General features: G+C 38.9%; 19 protein-coding genes and 2 tRNA genes. 11 read left to right on the top strand and 10 right to left on the bottom strand.

The window, feature by feature from the left end:
* Positions 1-18: 18 nt before the first annotated feature.
* Positions 19-1,797 carry an ABC transporter ATP-binding protein gene (locus tag C4F40_RS08920; RefSeq protein ID WP_196938976.1) on the bottom strand — a complete coding sequence of 593 codons (1,779 nt, stop codon included), beginning with the start codon at positions 1,795-1,797 and terminating at the stop codon, positions 19-21.
* Positions 1,798-2,223: 426 nt separating this feature from the next.
* On the opposite strand from C4F40_RS08920, the gene C4F40_RS08915 reads away from it, so the two are divergent.
* The 7 genes from C4F40_RS08915 (at position 2,224) to C4F40_RS08885 (ending at position 7,833) form a co-directional block, all read left to right on the top strand.
* A complete protein-coding gene (locus C4F40_RS08915) occupies positions 2,224-3,291 on the top strand; it encodes a Leu/Phe/Val dehydrogenase (RefSeq protein WP_196938975.1) in 1,068 nt (355 codons plus the stop codon).
* Between the two features lie 46 nt (positions 3,292-3,337).
* Positions 3,338-4,285, top strand: coding sequence for a transcription antitermination factor NusB (nusB, locus tag C4F40_RS08910; RefSeq protein ID WP_196938974.1), 948 nt, complete (start codon positions 3,338-3,340; stop codon positions 4,283-4,285).
* 75 nt (positions 4,286-4,360) lie between these two features.
* Complete coding sequence (locus C4F40_RS08905; RefSeq protein ID WP_196938973.1) at positions 4,361-4,822, top strand: DUF1573 domain-containing protein; 462 nt, start codon at positions 4,361-4,363, stop codon at positions 4,820-4,822.
* A 20-nt stretch (positions 4,823-4,842) separates the two neighbouring features.
* The gene (yajC, locus tag C4F40_RS08900) at positions 4,843-5,169 is read left to right on the top strand and encodes a preprotein translocase subunit YajC (protein ID WP_390881627.1); all 327 of its coding nucleotides are present in this window, start codon (positions 4,843-4,845) and stop codon (positions 5,167-5,169) included.
* A gap of 168 nt (positions 5,170-5,337) precedes the next feature.
* Positions 5,338-6,285, top strand: a complete 948-nt coding sequence (locus C4F40_RS08895; RefSeq protein ID WP_196938971.1) for a YbbR-like domain-containing protein — start codon at positions 5,338-5,340, stop codon at positions 6,283-6,285.
* A 4-nt stretch (positions 6,286-6,289) separates the two neighbouring features.
* Positions 6,290-6,874, top strand: a complete 585-nt coding sequence (gene coaE / locus C4F40_RS08890) for a dephospho-CoA kinase (protein ID WP_196938970.1) — start codon at positions 6,290-6,292, stop codon at positions 6,872-6,874.
* Entirely contained in the window at positions 6,874-7,833 is a 960-nt protein-coding gene (locus tag C4F40_RS08885; RefSeq protein WP_196938969.1) for an MBL fold metallo-hydrolase, read from the top strand. The genes coaE and C4F40_RS08885 overlap by 1 nt, the downstream gene beginning before the upstream one ends.
* A 35-nt stretch (positions 7,834-7,868) precedes the next feature.
* On the opposite strand, the gene C4F40_RS08880 is transcribed toward C4F40_RS08885, so the two are convergent.
* The 4 genes from C4F40_RS08880 to C4F40_RS08865 form a co-directional block, all read right to left on the bottom strand.
* Positions 7,869-8,852, bottom strand: a complete 984-nt coding sequence (locus tag C4F40_RS08880) for an ISAon1 family transposase (protein ID WP_196937955.1) — start codon at positions 8,850-8,852, stop codon at positions 7,869-7,871.
* A complete protein-coding gene (locus tag C4F40_RS08875; RefSeq protein WP_196937956.1) occupies positions 8,845-9,198 on the bottom strand; it encodes an ISAon1 family transposase N-terminal region protein in 354 nt (117 codons plus the stop codon). Before C4F40_RS08875 ends, C4F40_RS08880 begins: the two co-directional genes overlap by 8 nt.
* A 289-nt stretch (positions 9,199-9,487) precedes the next feature.
* Positions 9,488-9,563 (bottom strand) — tRNA-Phe (locus C4F40_RS08870).
* Positions 9,564-9,601: 38 nt separating this feature from the next.
* Positions 9,602-9,677 (bottom strand) — tRNA-Phe (locus C4F40_RS08865).
* A gap of 181 nt (positions 9,678-9,858) precedes the next feature.
* On the opposite strand from C4F40_RS08865, the gene mnmA reads away from it, so the two are divergent.
* Positions 9,859-10,950: a tRNA 2-thiouridine(34) synthase MnmA gene (mnmA, locus tag C4F40_RS08860; RefSeq protein ID WP_196938968.1), complete on the top strand. Its 1,092-nt coding sequence runs from the start codon at positions 9,859-9,861 to the stop codon at positions 10,948-10,950.
* 89 nt (positions 10,951-11,039) lie between these two features.
* Here the strand turns inward: mnmA and C4F40_RS08855 are convergent, their stop codons facing one another.
* From C4F40_RS08855 to C4F40_RS08835, 5 genes are all read right to left on the bottom strand, one after another.
* Complete coding sequence (locus C4F40_RS08855) at positions 11,040-11,675, bottom strand: hypothetical protein (RefSeq protein ID WP_196938967.1); 636 nt, start codon at positions 11,673-11,675, stop codon at positions 11,040-11,042.
* Positions 11,676-11,787: 112 nt separating this feature from the next.
* On the bottom strand, positions 11,788-12,903 hold the full coding sequence (gene lpxB, locus C4F40_RS08850; protein ID WP_196938966.1) for a lipid-A-disaccharide synthase: 1,116 nt from the start codon (positions 12,901-12,903) through the stop codon (positions 11,788-11,790).
* 128 nt (positions 12,904-13,031) lie between these two features.
* Complete coding sequence (locus C4F40_RS08845; RefSeq protein ID WP_196938965.1) at positions 13,032-14,234, bottom strand: porin; 1,203 nt, start codon at positions 14,232-14,234, stop codon at positions 13,032-13,034.
* Between the two features lie 17 nt (positions 14,235-14,251).
* On the bottom strand, positions 14,252-15,298 hold the full coding sequence (locus C4F40_RS08840) for an agmatine deiminase family protein (RefSeq protein WP_196938964.1): 1,047 nt from the start codon (positions 15,296-15,298) through the stop codon (positions 14,252-14,254).
* Positions 15,299-15,338: 40 nt separating this feature from the next.
* Entirely contained in the window at positions 15,339-16,214 is an 876-nt protein-coding gene (locus C4F40_RS08835) for a carbon-nitrogen hydrolase (RefSeq protein ID WP_196938963.1), read from the bottom strand.
* Positions 16,215-16,411: 197 nt separating this feature from the next.
* Here C4F40_RS08835 and dinB point away from each other — a divergent pair, with 197 nt between their 5' ends.
* The 3 genes from dinB (at position 16,412) to C4F40_RS08820 (ending at position 21,266) form a co-directional block, all read left to right on the top strand.
* The gene (dinB, locus tag C4F40_RS08830) at positions 16,412-17,458 is read left to right on the top strand and encodes a DNA polymerase IV (RefSeq protein WP_196939304.1); all 1,047 of its coding nucleotides are present in this window, start codon (positions 16,412-16,414) and stop codon (positions 17,456-17,458) included.
* A 76-nt stretch (positions 17,459-17,534) separates the two neighbouring features.
* Positions 17,535-19,079, top strand: coding sequence for an alpha-N-arabinofuranosidase (locus C4F40_RS08825; RefSeq protein ID WP_196938962.1), 1,545 nt, complete (start codon positions 17,535-17,537; stop codon positions 19,077-19,079).
* Positions 19,080-19,301: 222 nt separating this feature from the next.
* A complete protein-coding gene (locus C4F40_RS08820) occupies positions 19,302-21,266 on the top strand; it encodes an alpha-L-arabinofuranosidase C-terminal domain-containing protein (RefSeq protein WP_196938961.1) in 1,965 nt (654 codons plus the stop codon).
* Positions 21,267-21,391: the final 125 nt, after the last annotated feature.

Here is a 21,391-nt window from a genome sequence, read left to right as displayed (position 1 = left end):
TCGGTCAAACAAGAAGTTCTAATCTGCACTTTGAAGTAATTGCATTTCATGGAGTTCTGCATATGCACCCCCTAACGCAAGTAGCTCATCGTGTTTGCCTTCTTCAATAATTCTGCCGTTGTCGAGTACGATAATATGATCTGCATTCTTTATCGTTGAAACGCGGTGTGCTATGAAAATAGAAGTTTTTCCCCGCATGATACGACCGAGATTATGAAGTATTTCTTCTTCGGTTTTGGTGTCAACAGCGGATAGGCAATCGTCAAATATTAATATTTCGGGATTCTTCGCTAAGGCGCGGGCGATCGAAACACGTTGTTTTTGACCTCCTGAAAGCGTGATGCCTCTTTCGCCGATATGCGTCTGGAATCCTTCGTCAAATGCCATGATGTTTTCGTATACTGCGGCATCTCTAGCCGATTGCGCAATACGTTCATCTTCACATTCGTCCAATCCAAAAGCAATGTTATTGGCAATAGTATCAGAGAATAGAAATACTTGTTGCGGTACGAATCCCATTTGCTGACGTAGGCTTTTAAAGTCATACTGTTCAATAGGTGTGTTGTCGTATCTGATCGTCCCTTGATCTGCATCGTACATACGGAGCAATAAATTGGCTAAGGTCGATTTGCCGGAGCCTGTTTTGCCAATTACGGCTAAAGTTTTTCCGGCAGGGATATGTACACTCAGGTTGTTTATAGCTGTTATTCCTGTTTCGGGATAGGTGAAAGAAAGGTTCTCTATAACAATATCACCATGTAAAGTACGATTGATCGTGCCATTTTTTATTTCGGGCTTTGTTTTTAAGAATTCATTTATTCGTTTTTGCGATGCAGCTGCGCGTTGGATAAGAGAAGTAACCCAAGCCAAAGCCATCGCAGGAAATGTCAATTGATTTACGTACATGATAAATTCCGCAATGTTGCCGGCTGTAATAGTTCCCTTATTTACTTCGATACCTCCAATATACACGGTGATAATTGTACTGAACCCTACTAAAAAGATAATTAAGGGAAAGAAGACCGCCTGTATGCGTACTAAATCTAGGGACGTGGCGCGGTATATATTACTTTCTTTTGCAAACTCATCCATTTTATCTTCTTCGCGATTGTAGGTTTTTATAACACGGATACCAGAAAAAGTTTCTTGTACGAAAGAAGATAATTTGGAAAGCTGTGCCTGAATGTGCGTGCTTCTTTTGTTTATGATGCGATTTACAAATAAAATAACTACAGAGATAATAGGAATTGGCAGTAATGCGTAAGTGGCTAAAGTAGGGTTGACATCGTACATGGCGTAGATGATCATGACGGAAAGTACAATGGTATTAATGGCGTACATAATAGCCGGGCCAAGATAGTTTCGTACTTGATTTACGTCTTCTGTAGCCCTATTCATTAAATCTCCGGTGTTGTTTTTTCTGAAAAATGAAAAATCTAAATCTTGATAGTGTGCATAAATCTCATTTTTCAAATCGTATTCTATACGTCTTGAGGTTAAGATAATAGTTTGACGCATTAAGAATAGAAAAATTCCGCGAAGTAATGAGAGGAAAAGTACTACTGCACCAAAGAAAAGTAAACTACTGCCAAATATATTGTAGATGATATCTTGTCTTTCAAAACCGTTGTACAGTCTGTATAAGTCAATGTTTTCTTTCACTAAATCGAAGGCCTCTCGTATTACTTTTGCAGGAAGAATGCCAAAATAATTGGAAATAATGACGAAAATAACACCGGGAACCAAATGCCAGCGATATTTATAAAAGTATTTATTGAGGTATGCGAGTTCTTTCATTTGTGCTTTAAGTCTACAAACTTAGATAAATTGCTTTGCATATAAAAGCACATTATTTTTCATGATATGTTTGTTTCTTGCGTTATTGATTCATGTTCACTTCACCGGATTATTCATCTGAGTTTACTTTATGAGGTATTATTCATTTGTGTTCATTTTTAGTGGTACTCATGAGAGATTGCTTTGCTATGTTCAAGAATGTTTTGCTTAAGTTCATGCCTGCAAGCTTAAATGTATGAATGAGCACTGCCTGATTTATCAATTCGCCGGTGCTTGCCTGTTCTGCAGAGTCTAGCAAGCTTGGTTTGATCTTCAAGTTACTATACGGAATATCCATGGATATTTTATGTTGGAATAATTACAATGGAGAAGGATTTTATTTGTATTTTTGCAAAGTCATAGCGGCCATAATTTGTGTTATTAGATATGCAAAATACTTCTATTTTTGATTTAATGCGTCCCTTAGGACACCAAAATCTTTTCTTTTGCCATGATCCGGAGATTGGATTGAAAGCCATTGTCGCTATTCACGATACAACATTAGGCCCTGCTATCGGCGGAGTGCGGATGTTGCCCTATACGTCAGAGGCGGAAGCTATTGAAGACGCGTTGCGCCTGTCACAGGCAATCACATATAAAGCTTCTTTGGCTGGATTAAATTTAGGAGGAGGCTGCGCTATTATTATCGGTAATAATAGAACAGATAAAACGGAATTATTGATGCGCCGTTTTGGTAGATTTATTGAAGGTCTAAATGGAAACTTTATTGCCTCCATTGACGTAGGTACTTCTCAAAAAGATTTAGAATATATTCATGCAGAAACCAACTATGTAGCGGGGTTACCTACTGCGCTTAATGGAGGAGGGGACACTACCATTTTTGCAGCGAAAGGTGTTTTTTATGGTATCAAAGCTGCCATTAAAGAACTCTACGGTGATGATTCATTAGCGGGACGCAAAGTTGCGGTGCAGGGTGTAGGAAGTGTGGGTGAACAATTAGTAGCGATGTTACGGGCGGAAAATGCACGTGTATATGTGTCGGATATGACCGAAGAGCGTAAAATGAAAATTGCGGCTAAGTATAAAGCCGAACCTATTCAGTATTCGACAAGTTACGAGTTGGATGTAGATGTATATGCGCCATGTGCGTTAGGAGGTACTGTTAATATAGAGACAATTCCGAAGATGCGCTGTAAAATAATAGCGGGTTCAGCAAATAATCAGTTGAAGGATGAGGAGGCTACTATTCAAGCATTGAAGGAATACAATATCCTCTATACACCAGATTTCTTGATTAATTCAGGTGCATTAATTAGCTGTTTCTCGGAATTGGAAGGTTATGGTGTTGAGCGTACCGAATCTTTGATTAGGAACATATACAGTGCCACCCGACATGTAATACAAAAGTCCAGAGAAGAGGGAATTACCACGTTTGAAGCTGCTCAACAAATTGCAGAAAAACGCATTAGGGATATCGGGAAATTAAAAAGATAATAAATACAAAATCGTTCTTTATTAAAAAATCGTTCTTTAAATATATATGCTTAATAGAAGACACCTTAGGGTGAAAGTAATGCAGACGCTTTATGCGCACAGCTTGTCAGAAGATAAACAAGTTAAAGAATTTCAAAAGGCACTTTTCAAAAGTGTAGAGGAAGTAAATGAGATGTACATTTGGACACTAAATCTATTGGATGAGGTGGCTGAATATGTGGTGTTGGATGCGGAAAGTCGCGCTGCAAAATTTTTACCTACGGAAAAGGATAAAATTCTTACTACAAAATTAAACTCGAACACCTTTATTGAATCGCTTCGTCAAAATAGAGAATACTTGGAGCTGGTCAAAAAATATAAGGTGTCTTGGGAGTTTGACCCGGAGATTGTACGGTCGATATTTGCCCAACTGAAAAATTCAGAAGCTTATTTGGAGTACCTATCAGGTGACGACCGTAGTATTGGGGGCGAGAAGGATATCATTAAATATATATTTAAAAAAATTATCCTTAAAACGGTAGAAATTGAACAGGTTTTTGAAGAGAAATTTATCAATTGGTCTGTGGATAAGGAAGTTCTTCAAGCGATGGTTGCTAAGACATTCAAAAATTTTAGTTCGGAAAATCCATCACAAAATAAACTAGCAGATTTGACACCTAATTGGGCCGAAGATAGCGAGTTTATTGAGGAATTATTGAAGATGACTATTCGTCATACTCCGGAGTACCAGCAACTTATTTCGGATAAAACGAAAAACTGGGAAGCAGATCGTATTGCATTGATGGATACGTTATTAATGCGTATGGCTATCAGTGAACTGATAAATTTTCCAAGTATCCCTGTGAAAGTGACGATAAATGAGTATATTGAATTGTCAAAATCTTTCAGTACGCTAAAAAGTAACACATTTATAAATGGTATACTTGACAAAATTTTAGCGGATCTGACTAAACAGGGGCGTATCCGCAAGGTAGGTCGGGGCTTAAAAGATTAAGTATATATGTATCTCCGTGTCTGTTAGCTACGGAGATAAGGAATCATATAGTAAATAAATATAATTAGTATACAGATGAAATTTAAACAATTGGGTATAGGTTTAGCTGCAGTCGTTTTCTTTGCAGCTTGTAGCAATCAACCAAAGACAGAGGAAGCGAGTAAAGTGGATCCTACCGAAGTGAGTACACCGTCGGAGAATACTAAGTCGTTGTCTGGTAAAGGTAAGATCGAATTTGAAGAAGACGCTTTTGATTTTGGTACCGTTAAAGAGGGTGAGGTGGTAGATCATGTCTTCGAATTTAAAAATACAGGAGAAGAGCCCGTTATCATTTCTGCAGTAAGTGCTTCTTGTGGATGTACAACTCCGGATTATACGAAAGATCCCGTATTACCCGGTAAAGAAGGTGAGATAAAAGTAGCTTTCAATAGTGAAGGACAGGTAGGGACACAGCAAAAGATAATTACAGTGAGTTCTAATGCTACAAATAAAGTAACTACCGTTCAGATTAAAGGTACAGTAGTGAAAAATAAATAAGTAATCAATAAAAAAAGTAAATAATGTCAACAGTTTTATTACAAGCAGCAACAGGCGGAAGCAATATCATGAGCTTCTTACCAATGATTTTAATTGTCGTGGTATTTTATTTCTTCATGATCAGACCGCAAATGAAGAAACAAAAAGATCACAAAAAATATATTGAAGAGCTAGGCGTGAATTCAAAGGTCGTAACGACAGCAGGTATCCACGGAAGAATAGTGGAAGTAAGTGATACTACGTTTTTGGTAGATGTAGGCTCAGGTGTGAAAATGCGTTTTGACAAATCTGCGATCTCTTTAGATGCATCGCGTTTGGCCAATGGAGAAGGCGCGAAAAAAGCGTAAGTTATTTTTGAAAAATACTATTTTAAAGCCATTCAGTATGTTGAATGGCTTTGTTGTTTTGTAGCAGACTATGGGGCGAATAGATGGTTTTTGGTGATGCTAAAGGAAGGATTTTATTATACTCGTACTTTTTAAGATTGATCTCAGACTATTTATTAACTTTGTGTAATGAAGCAAAGAAGATTTAATAAGAACCAACGTCGGAAGATTTCGATCTTTTTACGTTGTGTTATTATTTCATTCATTGCTTGGACATTAATAGCTATTTCTAATAAATATACGGTTACATTAAAAGCCGGAATAGAATATATAAATATTCCGGAAAAAAGGGCCTTTCATCCGTTACAATCGGATACCGTTAAGGTACGCGTGAAAATGAGTGGTTGGGACTTGTTACTCAGTAAATTTAAGCCCGACAGTTCTAATATTCAGGTAGACCTAAGTAATTTAAAGACTAGAAACTTTATTGTATTCAGCAGTCAATTGGGATTCATCAATCGACAATTTCCAGCAAATAAGCAGATTATTCATGTTGTCCCAGATACGCTTTACTTCGATTTTTCGAAACAAACCCAACGAAAAGTACCGGTCAAGGTACCTTACAATATTACCTTTCGTAAACAGTACGGCATTACAGGAGAAACTAAAGCAAATCCGGCCTATGTAACCATTACAGGTCCATTGGAAGACGTGGCAAATATTGAGTTTTTGGAGACGGATACTATTCGCGGAATGCAGATCCAAACGGATGTACGAACGGTAGCAAACATCAATCGCAATCAACGTACGAATATCACAATCTATCCTACGATAGCTGAGATTGTAATTCCAGTGGGAGAGCTTACAGAAAAGGTTATAGAGATACCTCTGAAGATTGAGAATGCAAGGAAGTTTACCTCAGTGCGAACTGTTCCTAGTAAGGTCTCCATCACCACCTTGGTGTCGTTAAAAGATTATAATAAGTGGTCGGCAAGAGATTTTGAAGCAGTTGTCGATTTGGAAAGTTGGATAGAACACAGCGTTACTAGCCTTCCTGTGATATTAACGCAGGTTCCTGATTTTTGTAAGATTATTAAGATTGAACCTCAAAATGTGGATTTTTTCGTGAGAAAGTAATAATATGCTAAAAATTGGAATAACAGGAGGTATAGGTACCGGAAAAAGTTTTGTTAGCAAAATTTTCAAAAGTATGGGAATCGCATTTTATGACGCAGATAAGGAAGCGAAAGACATCATGGTTAAAAGTGATATTATACGTAAAGGTCTGATTAATGAATTCGGATCAGAAACCTACGGTGAAGATGGCGCCTTGAATCGAAAATGGCTAGCTGATAAGGTATTTAAGGATCCTGAAAAGCTTGAGCTACTGAATGGAATTGTTCACCCTGTTGTAATCCAAGATGCGTTAGACTGGACAGAAAAGCAAAGGGGAGCGTATAGCCTCAAAGAAGCAGCATTGCTTTATGAAAGCGGTTCGTATAAATCACTAGATTATACGATATTAGTTGCCGCATCACTGGATCTTCGTTTAAAGAGAGTAATGAAAAGAGATCATGTATCCAAAGAAGAGGTACTGGATAGGATGAGTAGACAGATGCCCGAAGAAGAGAAGAAAGGATATGCAGATTTTATTATTGTTAATGATGAAGTTACACCTTTGTTACCGCAGGTGTTGGCTATCCACCGTAAGTTATTGGAAATATAATGGGTGAAATTATCGCTGATTTTTTGGTGGAAACGTCAAAAGGTTACTACTGTTCGTATGGTGATTTCTACGTTGATCCCTTAATGCCTGTGCAGACCGCATTAATTTCTCATGCCCATGGCGATCATGCACGACCTGGGCATCACCACATCATAGCGACTAATACGACCACGATCTTTATGCGGCACCGTTTTGCAAAGCAAGAACTGGGGTCTTATAAAGCGATAGGGTATAACGAATCTTTCTTTTTGGCTGAAGTAAAGATTACTTTTTTTCCGGCTGGTCATATTTTGGGTTCTGCACAAATACTGATGGAATACAACGGAACGAGATACCTGTATACGGGGGATTATAAACTACAGGGCGATGCCACATGTGAACCCTTTGTTTTTGTAAAGACTGACGTACTCATAACGGAAACGACTTTTGCTAATCCGAATGTTGTTCATCCGGATCCGGTGGAAGAAATTTCTAAACTGGCTACGACAAATCATAACATGATGCTGGGGTGTTATTCTCTCGGTAAGGCGCAGAGGTTAACCCATCTCTTAAACGTGTATTGCCCTGAAAAGGTGATATATGTACATCACAACATTGCTCCGATTCATCGGATCTACGATACCCACGGTTTCGTGCCTTTAAAATATGAGATCTATAACCGTAAAGTGATGAAGGATGGTGTAAACAAGGTATATTTGGTTCCACCATTGACTTTTAACAGTTACTTCCGAGCAAAGAATGTTATACGGGTTTTTGCTTCCGGTTGGAAAAGATTACAACACAATAACGATTTGTCTCTTTACATCTCAGATCATGTGGATTGGGAAGATTTACTTCAATGTATTGAAGCATCTAATCCAAGAGAGATATGGACTGTACATGGAGACGGCGCCATGCTAAAAAGCTATTTTGAAGGAAAGATTGTTGTTCGAAATATGGCGAAAACTTCGACGTTTTAAAAGGATCATACCGAAAGTTTGGGGGGTAATCCTTTTTAAGCATATAATTTCATTACCCTATAAAGAAAGAATTGGGTATCTCTAACCCCACGGAAGATACTTCTGAATGCTTTTAGTTTAGCATTAAAGGATTCTGCAGAAGCGTTTGTACTTTTGTTATCGAAGTAATGTAGGATATAGGGATGATGGGCAGCGATAGATCTGGCCACGCTTTCAAAAGATGCTATTCCTGAAGCTTCTACCTGATTATGCCATAGACCAAGTTTGGTAAAAGCGACTTTCTTGTCTTTGCATTTCTGGAAGATATCTCCCAATGCTATTCCCAGATCATGTGCTTTTTTGAGAAGAGGGAATCGTAGAAATAAGAGTTCTGCCCGGTGCTTTTGACTCTCGGTCCATCTTGTGGGATGCTTGAATAACAGATATCTAGACCTTGCCAACAATTGTTTAAGGGTATCACCGTTGGATAGCACTCCAGGGTCATAAGGAATACCGCATTTACGTGCCTGGGCAATCTTTTTACTTTCCTCATCTAACACCTGCCAGCGGTATCTGATACGAAGTTCCTGAACAGCATCATAAGCAAGTTTTTGTACATGAAACCGATCGATAACCCTTCGAGCATTCCGAAAACACCTACGGATAGCTTTTGCCATATTGGGAGCCATATCCATCGTTACTTCTTTAACTTTGTTTCTTAGCCTGAGTGGAATACGCTCTAATACGGTGATAATATCTTCTGCCTTTGTTCCTCTAATGGTGGCTAGAATAGTCCCCTTTTTGCCTTTGGAGGCTTTGCTGGTGACGATAGTATAAAGTTCGCCATTGCTAAAACTGGTTTCATCAATACTGAGCTGTGGGGATATATTGCCAGGAAATACAGTCCAGTACTCCGCATGAGGTTTTTGGTCCCAATCATGAAAGTCGCTCAAGTGATTCTTATACTGATCTTGAAGTTGTTTGCCATCCAGCTGAAACAGAAGCCCAAGAAGATGGGCACTGATCGGATAGTTATCCAAATATTCCCTTTAAAAAAAGCCCGAATTCCGTAGTCATTCGAGCACCTTCACGAACCAGGTTCCAATCCCGGGTAATGATTTTCCGGGTATCTGACACCGTCCAACGCCTGCGTTTAATGTGAAGAGTAACTTTCTGACCCCGAATCGGAAAGTCTTTAATCTCTGAAACAGGCATAAAGCCCTTGGATGCTAGTTTAGTGTTTTCATATCCTGAAGGAGCAATATTTTTTTCATCCAAATGGATGTGAAGTTCTTTGTCCTTCTGGACAACTTCCATGATATCGAAATAATCTAACAGCCCTTCGGGCATTAATAAGGCCAATAGTCTACGTTCAGCGTCTTGCAAGGTAATATGTTTTAAGACTGCTAAACTAAGAATTTATTTATCTCTCCCCAAAGATTCAGCTTGATCCTTTTAAAACCTTAGTCATTTCTTGTTGTTGTCTACATTAATAGACTTAATTAAAAAGATAGGATTATGAATAAATTTTTTAGAGCGTTAATTGCCGGATGGGGCGCGAAGAAAATGGGATTTGGTTGTTTCGGAACCATCATTATTTTTATCATAATTTATTACCTTTTGGGATATTTAGGGTAATAAAAAAAAGGACTTATTATTTAAATAAGTCCTTTTTTGGTGGTGCCAGCTGGATTCGAACCAGCGACACAAGGATTTTCAGTCCTTTGCTCTACCAACTGAGCTATGGCACCTCAAGTTTTTGATTTGAATCTGTTACTTTCAGATTTTTTGGTGGTGCCAGCTGGATTCGAACCAGCGACACAAGGATTTTCAGTCCTTTGCTCTACCAACTGAGCTATGGCACCTTTTGCTTAACTTTTACCGTTGTTGCGATGCAAATGTAGTTTCTTTTTTTTAATTCTAAAACTTTTAAAGTAAATATTTTCGTAGGAAAACCCAATACCTTGATTCTGATTGAGATAAAATTACATCAAATAAACACTTGAATCGGCGAATTAGGGTATCTTTGCACTTTATTGAATTGTTATGAGTAAAAGGGGTAGAGTATTGGTCGCAATGAGTGGAGGAGTGGATAGTTCTGTGGCGGCTGTAATGTTACACGAGCAAGGATACGAAGTCATTGGAATTACCATGAAGACCTGGGACTATGCGAGTTCGGGAGGTTCTTCAAAAGAAACAGGATGTTGCAGTCTAGATAGTATTAATGACGCACGAGCTCTAGCTGTAGGTTATGGATTTCCACATTATATTTTAGATATAAGAGATGAATTTGGCGATTTTGTAATTGATAATTTTGTGGACGAGTATATCGCCGGACGTACGCCAAATCCATGTGTACTGTGCAACACACACATAAAATGGTCTGCTTTAATGAAACGAGCAGACAAGTTGGATTGTGAATTTATAGCGACGGGACATTATGCAAATATTCGCATGCATGATAATGGACGGTATGTAATCTCAAAAGGGCGCGACGAAAATAAAGATCAATCGTATGTGTTGTGGGGAGTTTCTCAGGAAAACTTAGCGCGGACGCAGTTTCCATTGGGAAACTTTACGAAAAAGGAAATTCGCCAGATGGCATTGGAAATGGGACAACAGGAGCTTGCCAATAAATCAGAGAGCTATGAAATTTGTTTTGTGCCGGAGAACGATTATCGAGCATTTTTAAGACACAAGAAACCTACATTGGACCAAGAGATCGGTCCAGGTAATTTTATTCTTTCCGATGGCACCGTAGTCGGAAAACATATTGGTTACCCTTACTTTACAATAGGACAACGAAAGGGATTAGGTATTGCATTTGGTAAACCCATGTATGTTATCGAAATTTTACCTGAAAGTAATTCGGTTGTGTTAGGCGAAGAATATGAACTGGAGAAGGCAGAGGCTTTTGTAAGGGATATTAATTTAATTAAATATGCTTCTTTGGGGGAGCCGATGGATGCAATCACGAAAATCCGTTATAAAGATGCGGGAGCACAATCTATTCTCACACAACAAGGAAATGTTATGCACGTTGATTTCCCGCATAATGTAAAAGGAATTGCACCCGGTCAGTCTGCCGTTTTCTATGAAGGCAATGATTTGATTGGTGGTGGTTTTTTAATGAAGTAACAACGCTTATTTTTTGAACAAGTAGTTCTATTTATTATAGCAAAAGGTGCTGAGATTTCTCGGTACCCTTTGCATTTTTAGAATAAATTCTAATTACCCGTAATAGTTACTTTTCCTTCCTTTCCCGGGGAACCTGAATAGATTTGACCTTGCGGAAGTCCTCTTAAGCCAGGGGCTGACGTCGTGATACGACTATAAATATTTGTTATTTCAGAACTTGGTGTTACGTGAAGGCCACCGGGAGTCACATCTACGAATAAATAATTTTTATCTTTTTTGTGCGTTGTTTGCGGAGAAACCCCGACCTTGTTATAATTAATCTTTACATTTCCGGCATCACCGTTAGGGAATGTTTTGGTCCCATTGAATGCATCTATGCCACGGGCTACCACATATAAAGATCCTAATTTTTGAAAATTTATCGTGATGTCGAAGTCTGATGCATTATTTTGGCCAGCCTGTCCGCTGATCAGCGCCTTATTTCCTATTTCAGCATGCTTTACGATAAGTTTTACATCTTTTTTACCTAAGAATTGTAAAGAAGAATTATCCTTCATGATTAAGGTGTCAATATAAATAACAGCCGAAGAATCGCGGTCAGAAAAGACTTTCCTTTCTTTTTTGTTGAGTACCAGTTTATCAAAATGCTGCTTGTTAACCTGAGCTTGGGAATTAACGAAACTGAGTACAGCTACAAATACACTTAATATGATTTTTGATTTCATTCTTATAAATTTTTATCGGCTCCTTAAGAAGTCCGCGTTTTTCTTTTAATGTGCTAGCAAGCCAGATTCATACGACTTGCTTTAAAGTTTAACTTCGATTAAATCCAAAGGTTTAATTGCTATCTAAATATGTTACAATTAGTTTAGCTGTTTTCTGCGAGGCCCCAGGGGTACCAAGCTTTTCAGCCAAGAGATCATAATTTTCCAATACACTCATACGGTGCTCAGGGTTCATAATCAATTCTTTAAGTTCATCTCGGATAACCTCAGGATTACAGTCTTGTTGTATGAGTTCTCTTACCGATAAAAAATCGTTGATCAGATTTACTAAAGAAATAAAACGTACTTTAATCAACTTGCGCGCGATCATAATAGTAATAGCATTGGCTTTATAGACGACCACTTGGGGTACTCTCAAAATCCCTGTTTCTAATGTCGCTGTACCACTCGTCACGACTGCTGCTTGCGCAAGCTTTAATAAGTCGTAGGTTTGGTTAAAAATGATTGGAATTGGTAGGTCATTTGTATATTTTCTATAGTAAGAATCATCGAAATTAGGTGCACCGGCAATCACGAGCTGATGTCCAGGGAATGCGTAATAAAGTTCTATCATATTGGGCAAGATTTGATCGATTTCCATCTTGCGACTCCCCGGCAACAGTGCTATAATCGGTTCTGATCCTAAATTATTGTCTGCGAGAAAGTTTGGATTAAAGGAGTAGGTGGAGATAGCATCTAAAAGTGGATTTCCCACATAGTCAACCTTTACTCCAAATCGCTTATAAAAATCAACTTCGAAAGGAAGTATACAGAACATATGGTCCACAATTCTTTTGATCTTGTGTACCCTGCCCTGATTCCAGGCCCATATTTTAGGAGAAATATAATAACACACTTTAATGTTATGTTTTTTAGCAAATGCGGCAATTTTCAAATTGAACCCTGGGAAATCAATTAATATAATAGTATCTGGATAGTATTCAATTATATCCCGCTTTACTGCTTTGAGATTTTGAGATATGGTTTTTAAATTTTTTAGAACTTCTACAAATCCCATAAATGCCATTTCCGAAGTATGTATCAATGGCTTTTGCTGTGCCGCTGCTTCCATCAAGTCACCTCCAACAATTTTGAATTCTGCGAATGGATCTTCTGCGCGGAGTGCCTTTATAAGATTGGAGCCATGTAGATCGCCGGAGGTTTCGCCTGCTATTATATAGTATTTCATTATATTCGGATGTTAGAAAACTTTAAAATTACGGAAACTTTGCAACATGATGCGGCAAAAGAAGAAATTCCATAACGCGTAGTAAAATAAATAAAAAAGAGCTTGAAAAATTTTTCAAGCTCTTTTTTTTAAATTCCTAATTCTATCTGGAAAGTTCCGCCCCAGGCATTTTTTTGTTTTGTATTATTGAAATGCCCATCTTTAAAGGTGTAATTGCTATTAAGCTGAAATTTCAGTCGATGCGCTTTCATATACTTTGTGAGTCCTAACTCTATTACTTCGGTTTGACTTTCGAATGCGCGAATATGGCTGTGGGGCTGAAGCAATGTATATCTTCCGGCAATTTCATAGCCATGATTCAATAAATAGGACGTTTGTTGATTAAGTCCCCAACCTTTATAAGCGTAAGTTTCTTCGGCATCATCGTCATCTACCGTATTTAGAGGGTTATCTACATCACGTTGCATGTATTCCGCTTGATAAGCAAAGCCCTGATATTTGAAAATAGCATCTGCAAATGCAGTTTCTAAGGTAAAAGGGTTTTGTACGAATTTTCCGGTCTGCCCTGCTTCACGCGTTGTGCGGTCGTTGTAGCTATATCCGACTCCAATGGAAAGTTTTGGCTTCTCTTCACGTTCGATATCACCCTCAGAGTAGTCTCCGTCGTTTGTGAACTGACCAAGTGGTAAAAACTCAACCCTTCCCGTATAGGCAAAACCGTCATCCGTAGAGTTTACGGCTCGGCCTTCGCCTGTCGAAAGAGCGGCTTTAGCATTGAAGGGCATATCACCAATTTTTTTACTTAGATTTAAGCTAAGTCCAAAGTCGCGGTCTACATTAAAAGAGGCATTGACTAGTGATCGTTCTGCAAATTGTTGTGAGCCCGAGGATGTGACGCGTTGACGGTTTCCGGGTAATTTATTTTGACCGAATGAAATGTAGAAATCATCTGTAAAGTTATAGAATATAACAGCATCCCTTACAATATTGGGAATTCCAGAATCATCAAAATCTTGGTCACCGCGTGTAAAAGCCAACTGTACTGTATACGAAATTTTTGGGGTATAAATATAGCCGTCCATACGCATACGAAGTCTTCTGATCCGAGCTTCTATATCGTTGTTGGATTCGCCATCGAGAACATTGGTGAACTTTAAGCGATTTTGCATTCTAAACCTAAAGTTTGTATAGAATAACGAGTCTTTAGAAGTGTATTGAATACCTTTGAAATTCAAGATAGTGGCGCGATCATCACGTTCTTGGGCTTTTGCAAAATCCGATAAACTTAATATGGAAAGTAGGGCTATTGACGCCTTTTTAATTCGCTTCATGGGTGTAATTCGTAGGTTTAAATAGATGGTTCTTGTTGGCTTAAACAATGGAAACTTCCTAATCCCCATATGATATCTACCGAATTGATACCAACAACTTTTCTGTCGGGAAAGCAGCTTTGAATAATATCCAAAGCTTTTCGATCATTTTGATCTGCAAAAGTAGGAACTATCACTACTTTATTAGCGATATAAAAATTTGCATATGAAGCCGGAAGTCTCGTTTCGTCATAAACGATGGGGCGGGGCATAGGCAGTTCGATAATATTTAGAGGGCGTCCATCCAATAACCGCATACTTTTCAGCATTGCGAGGTTGTGCTGGAGAATGATGTAATTCTCATCTTCCCGATTTTCTTCTACAACAGTCAATACGGTGTCTTCGTTCACAAAACGTGTGATATCGTCAATATGGCCATCCGTATCGTCTCCCACTATGCCATCTCCGAGCCATAGCACTTGTTTTTGTCCGTAATATTCCTTTAAATAAGTTTCAATTTGCTGCTGATTCAAATGAGGGTTCCGATTTTTGTTAAGCAGACAAGCAGTAGTTGTCATAACTGTTCCACTGCCATTAAATTCGACAGAGCCGCCCTCCATAACAACAGGAGGTGTGAAGAGTTTATGTCCAAAATAATCGGCTATTTTAGTCGGAATAACATCGTCTAAGTCGTAAGGAGGGTATTTATCCCCCCAAGCATTATAACCCCAATCTACCACGGCCTTTTCTCCAGTTTGTTTATTCAATAAAAAAGCGGGGCCGTGATCCCTACACCAGGCGTCATTAGTCGGAAGAAAAAAGAATTCAATGTTTTCTAAATGTGTAGATACTTCTGTAAGGTATTTTAATGCAAAAGATTTCATCTCTTCGTCTCTTACATTAATTCGTACTTTTTGACCTTCAGCTACAGCTTTAATAAACTCAGAATAAGGTTTGAAAATCGATTCAATTTTGCCCGGCCACGATCCTTCTTTGTGCGGCCAACTAAGCCACATCGCATCCTGTTTTTCCCATTCCGCAGGGAAGCTGAAACCCTCCTCTTTTGGTGTATTTAAATTATTCAATTTATCGCGTGTTTAGTGATTCTAATGTGCTATTGATATTTCAATCTTCATCCAAAAATCGCTTTGTTATTGGCGCATAGGTTTCGATACGTCTGTCTCGTAAAAAGGGCCAGTGCTTACGGAAGTAATCCGATTGTTGTAGATCGACCTCTACCACGTCCACTTCTTCGCTATCATGTGAGGCGAGATATAATAGTTTACCTTGAGGATTTGTAACGAAGCTTCCTCCCCAAAATTTCATGGCACCATCTTGTTCAAATCCAACACGATTTACCGATACAACTGGTAAGCCATTAGCTATTGCGTGAGAGCGTTGGATAGTTTGCCAAGCGTCGTACTGATCTTGGTTCGTTTCTTCATCTTGGTCCGTTGCCCAGCCAATTGCGGTGGGGTAGAATAAAATTTCAGCACCCATTAAAGCTGTAATACGTGAGGCTTCTGGATACCATTGATCCCAACAAATCAATACACCTATTTTCCCGAATTTAGTAGGGAATACTTTGTAACCTAAATCGCCCGGGGTAAAATAGAATTTTTCATAAAACGACGGATCATCGGGAATATGCATTTTCCGATATTTTCCTAAATAGCTGCCATCGGCATCTAGTACAGCAGTGGTGTTGTGATATAAACCCTGTGCGCGTTTTTCGAATAAGGAGGCAATTATAACAACATTCAATTCTTTGGCAACAGCTGATAACGCATCTGTCGATGGGCCGGGGATAGGTTCTGCCAAGTCGAAGTTGTTATAATCTTCGACGTCACAAAAATACAACGAAGTAAATAATTCTTGAAGACATATGATTTGCGCTCCTTTGGCAGCAGCTTCTCTAACCTTATTTATTGCTTTGTCCAAATTTTGCTGCTTGTCTTTTACACACGACATTTGGACTATACCAATGTTTACTTTGCTCATTTTTCCTGAATTATGATTGTACGATGCAAAGATAAGATTATTGCATTAATTATATCTAAAGGGGGTATAAACTCCACTATTTATTGTATAAATTTACATATCTAAAACAGTAGTTATGTTAATCAATACCCGCAAAATAGTAGTTAGTTGCAAAATAAACCATAACATTCATTTTGCGTAAAATTATACATATCGACATGGATGCGTTCTATGCTTCGGTGGAGCAACGTGATTTTCCAAAATTCCGCAACCTCCCGTTAGCGGTTGGGGGATCTCCAGATGGGAGAGGGGTAGTTGCTACTGCAAGCTATGAAGCGCGTAAGTATGGTGTACGGTCGGCGATGTCGTCACGGCACGCTCTTCAGCTATGTCCTCATTTGTTGTTTACTCCACCTCGTTTTGATATATATAAAGATGTTTCTGCTCACATACGTGTTATCTTCCAGCGTTATACGGATATGATCGAACCCTTGTCTTTGGATGAAGCTTATCTGGATGTTACAGAAGATAAATTAAAAATAGGGTCAGCTATAGAAATCGCGAAGCAAATAAAAGAAGCTATTCGCAAAGAATTAAATCTTACCGCTTCGGCAGGTGTATCGACCAATAAATTTATTGCGAAAATTGCGTCGGATTACAACAAGCCTGACGGACTCACCTTCATCGGGCCGTCTAAAATAATTCCGTTTATGGACGCATTACCTATTGATAAATTTTTCGGAGTAGGAAAAGTTACTGCGCAAAAAATGAAAGGAAAGGGGATTCATTATGGTAGTGATCTAAAAAAATACTCGGAGGAGGAACTCATCCGGCAATTTGGGAAGTCTGGTAAGTTTTATTTCCATATTGTACGAGGTGAAGATAATAGACCGGTTCAACCTAACCGGATCAGTAAATCCATCGGATCAGAAGATACCTTTGAAACAGATATGTCGGATATCATGTTGCTAAAATCTGAGTTGCAAAGTCTGGTGCTAAAAGTGGAAAGGAGAATAGGTAGCAAATCTAAAATGGGACGGACAGTGACTTTAAAAGTCAAGTTTTCAGACTTTACCCAGATCACCCGTAGTCATACTTCAACTTATTACATAAACTCATATGCAGATATTTATCTGCAAGCCGAGAAATTATTCGATAGTCTCCATTTGGATGATAAGAAAATCAGACTTCTTGGTATCTCCCTTTCCAATTTTTATGAAGAAGATGTAAAACGACTGGAAAGCAACCAGTTGTCGTTGTTCTAAAATTTAGTTTTTTTTCTTTTTTAATTGTTATCGTAACATTTATTTGTAATTTAGAGCTGTAATAACCAGTTATAATATGATAAAACAATTTTTCTTAGGAAGTATCCTACTGTCTGCAAGTATTCTTTGCATAGGGCAAAACACAGTTCAATTGGAATTCGATTCCAAGCAAACCATCGTCATTAATAAGCATATCTATGGGCATTTCGCCGAGCATCTCGGCCGATGTATTTATGAAGGCTTCTATGTGGGAGAAAGTAATACCACTGTGCCTCATACTAAGGGCATTAGAAACGATGTGGTGGAAGCGTTGAAAAAACTGCAAATACCTAATTTGAGATGGCCGGGAGGCTGTTTTGCGGATACCTACCATTGGAAGGATGGAATAGGATCAAAGGAATCTCGTCCCACTATTGTGAATAATTGGTGGGGAGGAGTAACTGAAGATAATTCTTTTGGCACGCACGATTTTTTAGACATGTGCGAGTTACTGGAGACCGAGCCTTATCTAGCAGGAAATGTTGGTAGTGGCGAAGTACAGGAATTGGCAGATTGGGTACAGTACGTCAATTTTTCAGGCCGAGGACCTATGTCCGATCTCAGGAAATTAAATGGCCGCCAAGAGCCGTGGAGTGTAAAGTTTTGGGGAGTAGGAAATGAGGCATGGGGATGCGGTGGGAATATGACAGCGGATTACTATTCGGACATTTATCGCAAGTACGCGACGTTTATGTCGGATTGGGGCAATAGTGGAGGTTTATATCGTGTGGCTTCGGGAGCGAGTAGCGATGATTATAACTGGACTGAGACGTTAATGAAGAAAATTCCAAGCAGCCTCATGAAAGGAGTTGCGTTACACCATTATGCTGTCATCGATTGGAGTAAAAAGGGGCCTTCGATCGACTTTACCGAGGAGCAATATTTTAAAACAATGAAATCGGCTTGGTTTATGAATGAACTCGTGGAAAAGCATTCCGCTATAATGGATAAATATGATCCTAAGGGGAAAATCGATCTTGTGGTAGATGAATGGGGGGGATGGTATGAGGTGGAACCAGGGACTAATCCAGGGTTTTTGTACCAACAAAATACAATGCGTGATGCAATGATCGCTGGAATGACCCTAAATATTTTTAATAATCATGCGCGTAGGGTTAAGATGGCTAACCTTGCTCAGACAATTAATGTGCTACAGGCCGTAATCCTTACTGAAGGGGAAAAGATGCTTTTAACACCTACGTATCATGTAATGGAGATGTATAAAGTACACCAGGATGCAACGCTTATCCCACTAAAACTTACATCAGAAGACTTTACATTTAAAGATGAACATATTCCGGCAGTATCGGTGTCTGCTTCCCAGAATTCGTCTGGACAAACGCATATTTCATTGGTTAACATCGACCCTAAAGTTGCTAAGAAAATAAGTGTAGATATGGGTGAAATTAACGCGAAAGCTGTTAACGGACGTATACTCACCGCTAAAAAATTGCGCGATTATAATTCATTTCTGGAACCTCAAAAGATTTCCCCGCAGCAGTTTACCGCAGCAGTATTAAACGGCGGAAAGATAGAAGTTGAGATTCCGCCATTCTCTGTTATTGTGTTACAAGTGAATTAATCGTAATACGCGCGTTCATAAAATTTGGCGAAGCGATCTCATGATGCTTTTGAAATAGGTACGTACGAATAAATATCGATGAGGTAACTATTAATGAATAACCGAGCTTGCGAGCTCACAAAGTATTTATATATGAAATATCCATGTAGCAATGGCTACACAAACACGAATGAGTATAGTTTGGATATTCCATATGGCCGTTAAAAGATAAATTATATACATATGAAAAAACTATTTTCTCTGTGCACGATTCTGACGATATGCTGCTCCATTTCTATGGCGCAAAGTATACCTACTTTTAAAGTTGGTTTGGACAATCCTTCTGGTAAAATTTCGTCCAGCATGTGGGGGATCTTTTTCGAAGATATTAATCTCGGAGCGGACGGTGGTGTATATGCAGAGTTGGTTAAAAATCGCTCTTTCGAATTCAGTACTCCCTTTATGGGGTGGAAAACACTAGGTAAAAATGTGCCAGAGGGAACGTTGATCATCCAAAATGATTCGAAAAGAAAAGGAAACGCACGCTCTTTACTAATTAATAAATTAACCGACTTTTCATTGGGGTTACAAAATGAAGGGTTTAGAGGTATGGGGATTAAGAACGGAATAGCATATGAATTTTCTCTTTTATTTAGGACTACCAAACCCGGTTTAACTCTCCATGTGGAACTACTCGATGAGACGGATAAGGTATTGGGTAGCTCTAACTTAAGTTTGACTCAAACCGCAACATGGAAATATGGAACTGTTAAATTTGAATCCGTTGGCGAAACCAAAAATGGTAAGCTCAATATTTGGATACAAGGGACGGGGCACGCAGAAGTAGATATGCTCTCTTTATTTCCCGAAGATACCTGGATGGGAAGGCCCAAAGGATTACGGAAAGATATGGTTCAAATTTTAGCCGATATGAAACCTGGATTTATCCGTTTCCCGGGAGGATGCATTGTAGAAGGTCGGGACCTAGCAAATCGCTTTCAATGGAAAAAAACGGTAGGACCTATCGAAGAAAGAGAGTTGATTATCAATCGGTGGAATACCGAATTTAATCATCGTTTAACGCCCGATTATTTTCAAACTTTCGGTTTGGGATTTTACGAATATTTTTTGATGTCCGAAGATATCGGCGCTGAACCCTTGCCCATCTTAAATTGTGGAATGGCATGTCAGTTTAATACAGGAGAAGTAGTGCCCTTAGACCAACTGGATACCTATATTCAAGACGCATTAGATCTGATTGAATTTGCGAATGGTGAGGTCCATACGCGGTGGGGTAAATTACGCGCAGATATGGGGCATCCTGCAAAATTTAATCTTAAGATGTTGGGCGTCGGAAATGAAAATTGGGGTCCGCAGTACATTGAACGACTAGCCGCATTTAAAGATGTTTTAAAATCAAAACATCCTGAAATTGCAATTATAGCGAGTTCAGGGACAGGGCCGGATGGCGAACGGTTTGACTACCTAGACGAAAAGCTAAGAGAGTTGAAGATTGATGTTATCGATGAGCATTACTATCGTCCACCTTCCTGGTTTTTGTCTAGTGCCGCGCGCTATGATGATTACGACCGGAACGGGCCAAAAATATTTGCGGGTGAGTACGCATCGCATACCACCCGTCCGAATGGACCTAACAAAAACTCGTGGGATGCGGCACTTTCAGAAGCTGCTTTTTTGACTGGCTTGGAACGTAATGGAGATGTGGTGACGATGGCATCTTACGCGCCACTATTTGGACATGTAGACGGATGGCAGTGGACACCAGATCTCATTTGGGTAGATAACCTGAATGTATACGGTACACCGAGCTATCACGTTCAAAAATTATATTCAACGAACAAAGGAACCGATATTATCCCAGTAAAACGGAACGATAGCAATGTTGTCGGTCAAGATAGTTTATACGCTTCAACCGTGTATGACGAGGCGTCAAACGAACTCATCCTCAAGTTTGTCAATCACAATAGCACCGTTGTAAACGCAGCTTTTCAGCTTGATTCGAAGAAAAAAATAAATGGGAAAGCTGTTAAAATTACAATAAACAGCAATGATATGACTGCCTATAATAGCATAGCGGATCCGTTGAAAATAAAGCCGCAGGAATCGGCAGTGAATTACTCCGGAAAGGTAATTAAGGAATCTTTCTTGCCCTATTCTTTTACCGTTATTAAAATTCCGGTTAAATAATAGAAATAGTGAAGCGGATGTTTTAAATGGGATAAGTCTCATGCAAACGATGCATTGAAATTATTTACATAAAGCATTATTTTTTGAAAGTAAAAAGGAATAGTGCTTTAAGAGATTAAATCGTT

This window comes from Sphingobacterium pedocola, assembly GCF_015209965.1.
Lineage (GTDB): Bacteria > Bacteroidota > Bacteroidia > Sphingobacteriales > Sphingobacteriaceae > Sphingobacterium > Sphingobacterium pedocola.
The sequence above is the reverse complement of the archived record's forward strand: the minus strand, read 5'-3'. Positions and strand labels throughout refer to the sequence as shown.